This is a genomic window from Phenylobacterium sp., assembly GCF_037968635.1.
In the GTDB taxonomy this organism is placed as follows: Bacteria; Pseudomonadota; Alphaproteobacteria; order Caulobacterales; family Caulobacteraceae; genus Phenylobacterium.
The window spans coordinates 1-5,585 of record NZ_JBBKVV010000137.1 but is presented as its reverse complement, the minus strand read 5'-3'; the positions used below and the strand labels follow the sequence as shown (position 1 = coordinate 5,585).

The following is a 5,585-nucleotide window of genomic DNA, read 5'->3' as shown; positions in this document are numbered from 1 at the left end:
TTGGAACCGGCCTTCCGGCATGGCGCGGTCCTTAGCGCCAATCCTCGAAGGTGGGGGCCGGCATCGGTGGATGGTGGCTGGCGCGCACCGGACCGTCGGAGCGGGTCCAGAAGAAGCCGGAATGGCCGTTGTCCATCTGGCGGATCTTCACCGTGGCCGGATCAAGCCCCGCCATCATCCGCGCATTGACGCCGAAGAGGAAGTCGTCGGCGGCCACCGTCATGTGGGTCATGCACCCGCAGGTCTTGCAGCGATGGAAGGCGATGGCCTCGTCGGCCCAGAGATAGGTCTGGGTGGCGGCCGGATCGGGCCGCATCAGCAGCTTTTCCTGGTCCGCCGGGTGGTAATAGCTCCAGAGCGCGCCATAGCGTCGGCAGAGGGTGCAGTTGCAGTCGAGCACCCATTCCGGCGGCTCGGCGATCTCGAAGCGGACGGCTCCGCAGTGGCAGGCGGCGCGGATCATCGGGACGGTCCTCTCCTGGCGCCACGATGGCGGAGGGCTTGATGCGGCATACTAACCCCTCAGGTCGGGCCGACATCAAGTGCTGTTGCCGCTCGGGCCAACCGGGCCCGAGTTGAGGCGTTCCACGACGACGGCCCATTCATGCCGCGACGCGGGGCCTCCGCGCGCGCCTTGGGCGGCGCAGGCGAGGCGACGCGATGACCCACATGACCCTTTACGATCTGATCGGCCGTCACGGCGAGGCGATCATCTGGTGGCAGATGTCGGCCCGCGCCATCGTGGTGTTCATCATCGGCCTGGTGTTCGTGCGGATCGCGGGCAAGCGGGTGTTCGGCAAGTGGGGCGCCCTGGACATCCTGCTGGCGGTGATCATCGGCTCCAATCTGGGCCGCGCCATCACCGGCGGCGCGCCGTTCGCCCCGACGCTGGCGGCCACGGCGGTGCTGGTGGGATTGCATACCGGGTTGGTCTACGCCGCCATCGCGTTCCCAGCCCTGGGCGACTGGCTGAAGGGAAGCCCGACGCAGCTGATCGCGGACGGCCAGATCGACTGGCGGCAGATGCGCCGCGAGGGCCTGGGCCCCGGCGACCTGGATCAGGCGCTGAGGTGCGCCGGCCACCTGCGACCCGACGAGGTGGAGGCCGCCTATCTGGAGCGCAACGGCGACATCAGCATCGTCACCGCGCGGCCGTCAGGTTCCGCGAGCGCGTGAGGCGGAGGTTGCTCCCCTGGTTCGACTGGAGCCCTGCGGTCGCCATCACCGAATATGTTGATAGGTTCTAGGCGGCGGACATCTTCTCGGGCCAGAGCGATAGCACGAGCATGAGGGTGGCGAGCACGAGCATCGGGATGTTCGCGGCCGCGCCGGGGGCGGTTGCGACCGTGACCAGCGGCTTGTCGTGACCCACCCATGACCGCCCGGCCAACTCGACGATGAAGACAAGCCACATCAGCGGCACCATCGAGCGATAGCGGACCGCGGCGATCAGCATCAGGGCGCCGAGCAGAAGCTGGCTGAGCCCCCATTGGGCGAAGATGGCGATGATGTTGGCGGAGGCGCCCGAGGCGTAGGTATCCAGCGGGATGGTGGCGATGGAGCGAGCCCCGCCATCGGGGGCGAGGATGTGATGCTGGCTGCGCCATAGGACCAGGGCGGTCACCAGATAGAAGACCCACAACGCGATTTTCCTGCCGCGAAAGACATTGTCGAATTGCGCGGGAAACAGGCGGCCCAGGACTTGGCTCATCACAAGAACGTCTCCCTGCCGTCAGCCAACGGCGGCCTCCCGCGCCGTGAGCTCCCGCGCCCGCCGGTATTCCAGCGCCGCCTCGGCGACGGCGGGTTCGACGTCGCGGGGCATCAGCACGCCGGCCTCGACCGCGGCGGCGGCGGCCTGGCGGAAGCGGGTGAGGTAGCCGGCTTCGTCGCCATAGAGGGCGTCGAGGGTGGCGGCGTCGAAGGGCTTGTTGGAGCCGCGCAGGCGGCCGGAGAAATCGTCGCTGACCGGCCTTGAGCTGTTCATGGCCACCGGGGCGGCGGCCTGGGGCAGGCGGATACCGCCGGTGGCGATGCCGTGGGCGTCGCGGACGACATGGCCGTCGCTGGTGAAGTCGATCAGCGGCTGGCTGGGGGGCGGGGCGCCGCCGTTCACCCAGCGGGCCAGGTGATGCAGGGCGGCGTCATAGAAGGGCTGCAGGTAGATGCGGTTCATCTGTTCGGACGGCGCGGACGGGGTCGTGCCGAAGTCGCGCTGGTACTTCTCGTTGCGGGTCAGCTGGGCCTGGTAGGAGACATGGGTGAGGGCGGCGGCCTCCCAGGTGCGGAAACGCTCGGTGTCGGGCTGGCGCACCGGCCAGCAGGAGATCGCCTCCAGCTCGGTGTTGACGATCATCGCCGGGACATCAAGGTCGTCGCGGATGAGGTTGGCGCCGCGCAGCGCGGGCCGCGTGGTGGCTGTGGCCGGATTGCCCAGCCGGTCGCTGGCCTCGATCGCCGTGCCGCCGCCGAAATAGATCTGCAGCATGTAGCCGTCGAAGGCGTGGCCCCCCTGTTCGCGCGGCAGGGGGTGGACGGCGTTGATATAGGTCGACAGCCGGCCCGCCGACTGGGAGGCGCCCAGGCCGATGACCTTGTTCACCGCCAGCCCGCCCAGCGGGTCGACCGTGCGGTCACGGTCGGGGCCGACGGCGCGGGCGACCTGGGAGAAGATGTCGTAGGAGGCGTCGTCGGTGGGGATGCTCAGGTCCCCGTAGCGGTCGCCGTCCCAGGCCGCGAGCCCTTGCGGGTTCTCCTCGAAGCCGTGGACGCCGACCCTCTGCACCGTGGCGCAGACATAGGCGTAGCCTTCCTCCAGCACCTCGGGGCCTTCGCCGAAGAACAGCTCGTAGCCGGCGGTGACGTTGTTCCAGCACACCACGACCGTGCCGTTGAACTTGGCCGGGTCGGCGGGGCGATAGACCAGGAAGCGGGTCTTGAAGGGAACCTTGCCCTTGGGCTCGACCCGCCACCTGCCGTCGCGGCCCTGCTCGGCGCCGGGCGCCAGGGCATAGGTGGTCGCCTCGCCGGTCAGGAAGAACTCCTGCTCGACGAAGCCCTTCGCAGCGAGGTCGATGAGCGGCCGGTTGAACGCCCAGCCGTGCGCGCCGCCCGTGACGGGTCCCTGGATCATGTCTCGCTCCTCTAGGTGCAGTCTCGGCTGCATCGCGGGCACCTTAGCGCCGGGAAGGTGGTCCTGGAATGGCGGTCGAGGTGGCTAGGCGACCTTCAGCTAGGCGCCACAAGCGAACGGTCGGGGTGTCGCAGAAGGGTGGTGAGGGGACATGCCGAGGCGTCCGAGGCGGAACAGCGGTTCGTCTATCTGACGCCGCGCGCCGGGACGGCCCTGATGTGAGAAAGCTGGTTGCGCCACGAAGCGCCGGTGAACGCGGCGAGATCCGAACCCATCTCGATCAGCGTCAACTACGACTGAGGCTTGTCCATGACCTCCACCACGGCGATCAGCCGGTCGTAGAAGGAGCTGCGGTCCAGGGCCTGATCTAGCCGGTCCAGCCGGGCGGCGACGTCGTCCGCCTCGCGGTTGATGGCCTCGGCCTCGCGGTTCATGGCGAGCCACAGAGGGGTCAGGCGGGCGACCAGCGCCTCGCCTTCGGCGGTCAGGGACTGGCTGCGGCGACGCGCATCCCGGGGGTCGGGCAGCGCCCGCACATAGCCGGCCGCTTCCAGCGAGCGCAGCGACTGGCTGACCGAGACGTGTGTGATGCGCAGCGCGGCGGCGAGGTCGCCGACCGTCATCGGCCCGTTCCGGACGATCTGGTTCAGAACCCCGAACCACCGCTGTTCGAACCGGATGCCCAGCCGGGCGTAGGCGCGGCCGACATCGCGGTCGATCCGCTCCGACAGGCGGCGCAGCTGGGCGCCTATGGTCGCGCCGTGGCCGCCCTTCAGATCGGTCATGCCGGGGGCTCGACGATGGCGGCGATCGCCATGATCCGGTCGGCGGCGGCCGGATTTCCACGATGCCGGGCCTTCATGGCCTCGACCTCGAAGACCGAGCGCGGTTGCAGGCCCTGCGGCCTCGCGTCGAACAGGGCGCGGGCGGCCGCCACGCTGTCGTTCTTCGCCGCCGCCGTCATCGCCATGCCCAGATGATAGGCGTCGGTCGCCGGGCTGGGTCCGCACAGGATGTCCTTCACCGCAACGTTCAGGCCCCAGTAGCCGTCGACCTCGCCATTGGTCAGCATGGCGACGGTGACGCCCAGGTCCTCGTAGCGCCAGACCTCGCCGGCGATGCCGAAATGGCCGCCGGTGTTCCCCACCATGCGATGGCCGTTGACGGTCTCTTCCATGAACCCTAGGCCGTAACGCGCGCGGCCCAGATCGAACAGACCTGCGGTCGCTGTGGTGTGCATCTGTGGCGACAGGAGCCGGCCGTCGCCCAGGGCGGTGATGAAGGTCGACAGGTCCTCGACGGTCGAATAGCCGCCGCCCGCCGGACTGCCCCGGAACTGGTTGACGAAGAGGTTGCTGCGCCAGGCGCCGGGAACGGCCTCGTCGCGGGTGTAGCCGTCGGCCCGGTTCGGCACGACGAGATCGAGCGGCCAGTCACCGCTGCCGCTCATGCCCAGGGGCTCAAAGATCGTGCGCCCGATGTGGTCGGCGAAGGTCTCGCCGGTCAGGGCCTCGACGATCAGGCCCAGGATCACATAGCCGCCGTTGGAATAGCCGAGCCGCTCGCCAGGCGTGAACTCCAGCGGCTGGTCGGCGAACAGGGGCAGGAAGTCGCGGGTCTCGACGAAGGCCTGGGACGGCTTCTGCGCGATTGCCTCCCAGTAGCTGCCGACGCCGGAGCTGTGCGACAGCAGCTGGCGGGCGGTGATCTGCTCGGCGATGGTGCGGACTGGATAGTCGGGCAGGTAGCCGAGGATCGGGGCGTCCAGGTCGATCCGCCCCTGTTCCGCCAGACGCAGGACGGCGGTGGCCGTGAACATCTTGCCGATGGAGGCGATGTTGAACCGGGTGTCGATACGGTTCGGCGCGCCGGACACCCGCTCGGCCTGGCCCACCGCGCGCTGATAGATGACCTTGTCGCCACGCCTCAACAACAGCGCGCCCGAAAAATCCGCTTCGGCGACCGCCTGATTCACGGCGGCATCCACACGGGCGGCGATGGAGCCTCCGTCGCCCCCTGCTCGACCATGGCTGCCCCAGCTCAAGACGCCCAGCCCCGCAGTCGCGCCCACCACCCCTCGACGTGTCATCCGAATGTGCACAGAAACCACTCCACCATATATGTAGGTGCCTACATATAGAGGCATCGGAGGAAAACGCCTAGGAAGAATCCACATTCACCGCACCCAGAGCATGGAGGCCGCGATGCGGACGAAGGCGGGCCAGCCTGTCGAACCCGCTCAGGACTAACCGCTGAACGTCCGCAATGGGTCGGGGCAGGTCGCGTTTGTCAGGGGCGCTGCCGAGGTTGACGTGTTTGCGGGCCATGCCGCGCTAAAGGCTTCCCTTTACGTGCACGTCAAGTTATGACGTGAGCCATGGCGACCGCCGACGATCATCGCACCTATTCGATCCGCCAGCTCTGTCGTGAGTTCGGCGCGACGGCGCGGGCC

General features: G+C 68.5%; 6 protein-coding genes. 1 reads left to right on the top strand and 5 read right to left on the bottom strand.

Annotated features, from left to right (window positions below; all coding sequences use genetic code 11):
- Window positions 1-31: 31 nt before the first annotated feature.
- Window positions 32-463, bottom strand: coding sequence for a hypothetical protein (locus AAC997_RS16295; RefSeq protein WP_340646755.1), 432 nt, complete (start codon window positions 461-463; stop codon window positions 32-34).
- 206 nt (window positions 464-669) lie between these two features.
- Here AAC997_RS16295 and AAC997_RS16290 point away from each other — a divergent pair, with 206 nt between their 5' ends.
- Complete coding sequence (locus tag AAC997_RS16290; RefSeq protein WP_340646754.1) at window positions 670-1,176, top strand: YetF domain-containing protein; 507 nt, start codon at window positions 670-672, stop codon at window positions 1,174-1,176.
- Window positions 1,177-1,243: 67 nt separating this feature from the next.
- Here AAC997_RS16290 and AAC997_RS16285 read toward each other — a convergent pair whose 3' ends face one another.
- The 4 genes from AAC997_RS16285 to AAC997_RS16270 all read right to left on the bottom strand — a co-directional run bounded on the left by AAC997_RS16285 (window position 1,244) and on the right by AAC997_RS16270 (window position 5,108).
- Window positions 1,244-1,711: a hypothetical protein gene (locus AAC997_RS16285; RefSeq protein ID WP_340646753.1), complete on the bottom strand. Its 468-nt coding sequence runs from the start codon at window positions 1,709-1,711 to the stop codon at window positions 1,244-1,246.
- 21 nt (window positions 1,712-1,732) lie between these two features.
- Window positions 1,733-3,133 carry an alpha/beta hydrolase domain-containing protein gene (locus AAC997_RS16280; RefSeq protein ID WP_340646752.1) on the bottom strand — a complete coding sequence of 467 codons (1,401 nt, stop codon included), beginning with the start codon at window positions 3,131-3,133 and terminating at the stop codon, window positions 1,733-1,735.
- Window positions 3,134-3,423: 290 nt separating this feature from the next.
- Entirely contained in the window at window positions 3,424-3,918 is a 495-nt protein-coding gene (locus AAC997_RS16275; protein ID WP_340646751.1) for a MarR family transcriptional regulator, read from the bottom strand.
- Complete coding sequence (locus AAC997_RS16270) at window positions 3,915-5,108, bottom strand: serine hydrolase domain-containing protein (RefSeq protein ID WP_340646750.1); 1,194 nt, start codon at window positions 5,106-5,108, stop codon at window positions 3,915-3,917. The genes AAC997_RS16275 and AAC997_RS16270 overlap by 4 nt, the downstream gene beginning before the upstream one ends.
- Window positions 5,109-5,585: the final 477 nt, after the last annotated feature.

Excerpts from the sequence above, each read along its gene's own strand:
- AAC997_RS16295 (WP_340646755.1), bottom strand. The coding sequence starts at position 463 with ATGATCCGCGCCGCCTGCCACTGCGGAGCCGTCCGCTTCGAGATCGCC.
- AAC997_RS16290 (WP_340646754.1), top strand. The coding sequence starts at position 670 with ATGACCCTTTACGATCTGATCGGCCGTCACGGCGAGGCGATCATCTGG.
- AAC997_RS16285 (WP_340646753.1), bottom strand. The coding sequence starts at position 1,711 with ATGAGCCAAGTCCTGGGCCGCCTGTTTCCCGCGCAATTCGACAATGTC.
- AAC997_RS16280 (WP_340646752.1), bottom strand. The coding sequence starts at position 3,133 with ATGATCCAGGGACCCGTCACGGGCGGCGCGCACGGCTGGGCGTTCAAC.
- AAC997_RS16275 (WP_340646751.1), bottom strand. The coding sequence starts at position 3,918 with ATGACCGATCTGAAGGGCGGCCACGGCGCGACCATAGGCGCCCAGCTG.